Genomic DNA, 3,423 nt, shown 5'->3' with positions numbered 1-3,423 from the left:
AAAATATAGAGTTAAAGCTTGCGCGGAAAAAACTCAAAATTTACCAGTTAGTGAAATTCCGAAAGTAGCTTGTATTGAGTGGAGCAATCCGCTAATGGCAGCAGGAAATTGGATACCAGAATTAGTTAAGTTAGCTGGGGGAAATTCATTATTTGGAGTAGTGGGAAAACATTCTCCATGGTTAAAATGGGAAGAGTTATTAATTGCTAATCCAGATATTATAATTTTCATGCCTTGTGGTTTTGATTTAGAACGTACTCGCCAAGATACTATGGAGTTAATTAATCGTCCAGAATGGCAAGATTTACCTGTAGTTAAATCGGGGAAAGTTTACATTACAGATGGTAATTCTTATTTTAATCGTCCAGGGCCGAGATTAGTCGATTCTTTAGAAATTTTAGCGGAAATTTTACATCCTGAATTATTTAATTTTGGTTATCATTTTCTTTGTGGGTTTAATACCCCACCGTCTACACGGTGTTCAAAATTACTTGGGGTGAGAATCCCCATGTAATTTTCCTCCTGTCTCCTGTCTCCTGTCTCCTGTCTCCTTCTTCAAGGAGGAATAGGTTGGGTGAAGTTATCTTAAGTATAAGATCAAATTCGCTATTCTTAAATCAGGAGGAAAATACAGTTATAAATATTTGTTAATGGTAAAGATGGAGTAGATAAATAACGAATAAGATATGTTTACCTCATACAAATAATTGCTAAAAATATTACTTAACCTGACTTATTATTTGATAATTGAAGTGTTCAATAAGTAGAACATTGTTTTTAGGAGATTGGTATAACTTTATTGAGTACGCTTTACATTCTTTTTGCGTAGCATTTCCGCACCGAAAGGATGCCTTAGAATTACACACTTACTTTTCATTTGTGCAAAGGAGTTGCCTGAGAACTTGAAGTTAAGCAGAACAGAAAACTTGCCAAAAACAAAGAGATACAGCAGATTTAGTGCTATATGAAGTACAAATATTTAAGAAAACCTCGCCCGATCGGACGGGGTTTAAATAAAGTCTTTGTAGTGCGGGCATCTTGCCTGCCAAAGATGTAGCTCACTTATATGAAACAAGCTGTAAATTAAATTAAATCTCAAATAATATATTTTTATAGTTAAGTTAATTCGGTATAACCAAATATCAAACTATTAGATAAGTATTCGGGTATTAGGTGAGAGAAGTTGTTTAATTATTACTCCTTGTTCCCTATTTCCATCTCAATATCCTTCCTTCTATTTGATCTAACTATTTAACATCTAGCAATTTTCATAAGGAGTAAGATACAAAATTATAGATTTTACCGAACAGTTCATTTTTCAATAAGCAATAGGGAGTCAAAATACAACTTTAATTTATGCTTCTAGAGAAACCCTATATTCCTGACTTAGCATAATTAGTTTTAAGCTTTAATTCTATAGTATTCAGATGGTGTGCCATGTACAAACAACAAGTACAAAAAAGAAGTAAACCTCAAACAATTTCAGACATTGAATTAATCAATATCTGGTTACAACAAATTCCTCCTATAAATAAATCATTTCATTTATATATAGCTCAAATGTTCCTGAAATTTGTCAAAAAGCCACTAAAAAAAGTAACTCAAGTAGATGTTATAGCCTTTGCAAATATTCAGGGTATTCGCTCTAATAATCGAGAATTAGATCGAAATAAACGATTAGAAACTATTAATTCTTTGCTAAAATTTGGTCAGCAAACCGGTATACTCCCTAATACTCAAAAAAAGATCTTGTCTCCTACTATTAAAAACTTCAACAAATCAGCCCCCTCTAAAAACAAAACAGAAAATAATTCTACTACTCGGAAAATACAGAAACAGCCCTTAAATTGGTTTAAACTGTTGAACATCCAGCTAGCTTCTACCTTATTAATTATTTTCGTGTTACTTATGGCAATCTTAAAACTATTTCAAGAAGTGGGTGGGGGCGCAAATGCTGGCGATGAAAATTGGCCAGAAACAGTAGCTATTATGCCTGAGATTGAGCCAACTGAGAATTGGGCCTATCCAATAAATGTACCCAGAATACGAGCTTTTCTCGATACAATCGCTGTAACAGAAGGCACCACAGGTCCTCAAGGTTATTATCGTCAATACACAAACGACCATTTCTCTGGCTTTGAAGACCACCCTAGAGAGATGAAATGTGGCATTGATAGGAATAACGAAAAACTTTGTTCTGATGCAGCAGGTAGATATCAGTTTCTGAGTACATCTTGGGACCTCTATGCTCCTATGGTAGGTGCTAAGAACTTTGGCCCTACTTATCAAGACCGTGTAGCGATAGAATTGATTCGAGAAAAAGATGCTCTGGAGGACATTGAACAAGGGAGAATTGAAGAAGCTTTTAGAAAGTTATATATGGTTTGGCCTTCATTTGGAGAAACACCTACAGAAGTTGAGCGGCTCATGCCTAAACTTATAGGAACTTACAATAATAACTTGGCTCGGTATCAACCCTCTGAGATATCTTCAGAACAAGAATCTCAAATGTAGTTTGAAGTATTCGTTTGAAGAAGGTGGGGAGATGGGGTGATAGGGGGATGGGGGGATGGGGAGCATTGACTTAATCCGAGAATAACGATATAATCGGCATTTAAGCATACTTTTAGGCAGGTGGCACTCACCCATAAATGAAATCCATCAGAACAAAACTCAAATTAAATAATCGACAGAAAACGCTCTTGGCTCAACACGCTGGCTATTCACGGTGGTGCTACAATTGGGGTTTGAGTCTGTGGAATGCTGCTTATCAGGACGGTTACAAGCCTAATGCTCGTAAACTCAGAGAAGTGTTTACTAACCATACTAAACCACTTTATCCTTGGATGAAACGCTTATCTTCTAAGGTGTACCAATATGCTTTCATCAACTTAGGTGAAGCATTTAAGAGGTTTTTTCAAGGTTTAGGTAAACATCCAAAGTTTAAGAAGAAAGGTAGGTCTGATTCTTTCACAATTGATAATTGTGGAAAACCAATAAAACTTAATGGTTGGTCTCATAAATTACCTTTTATTGGTTGGGTAAAAACTTATGAACCCATTGAAGCAACAACTCAAAAAATCACCATTAGCAAACAAGCTGGTGATTGGTTTCTTAGTTTAGCTTTTGAATTTGCTCCAACAGTAACACCGAAAAATACTGAAGTTGTAGGTGTAGATTTAGGCGTTAAGACACTAGCAACACTAAGCACTGGTGAAGTTTTTCCAAGCATCAAGCCTTATCGTAAAATCCGTTTCACCCTGAGCGGCGAGGGCGGCGTTGTGCTGACCAGCAAGCTGATCGACGGGACCTTCCCCGATTACAGCCGCGTGATCCCAACCGGGAACGACAAGCTCTTGAAAGTTGATCCAAAGAGCTTCTTCCAAGGTGTTGATCGTGTTGCAACAATCGCGACCGAGAAAA

3 protein-coding genes are annotated in these 3,423 nt (G+C 36.5%); all 3 read left to right on the top strand.

What is annotated here, in order from left to right:
* Positions 1-514 (top strand): ABC transporter substrate-binding protein (locus F6K13_RS24510; RefSeq protein ID WP_287288650.1); only part of this gene is annotated, 514 nt, incomplete at its 5' end.
* A gap of 923 nt (positions 515-1,437) precedes the next feature.
* Positions 1,438-2,514: a glycoside hydrolase family 104 protein gene (locus tag F6K13_RS24505; RefSeq protein ID WP_124154927.1), complete on the top strand. Its 1,077-nt coding sequence runs from the start codon at positions 1,438-1,440 to the stop codon at positions 2,512-2,514.
* A 137-nt stretch (positions 2,515-2,651) separates the two neighbouring features.
* On the top strand, positions 2,652-3,423 hold a 772-nt coding region (locus F6K13_RS24500), incomplete at its 3' end, for an RNA-guided endonuclease TnpB family protein (RefSeq protein ID WP_287288648.1).

The sequence above is a fragment of the Okeania sp. SIO2B9 genome (assembly GCF_010672505.1).
GTDB lineage: Bacteria > Cyanobacteriota > Cyanobacteriia > Cyanobacteriales > Microcoleaceae > Okeania > Okeania hirsuta.
Note: the sequence above shows the minus strand (reverse complement) of the source record. Positions and strands in the feature narration are given on the sequence as shown.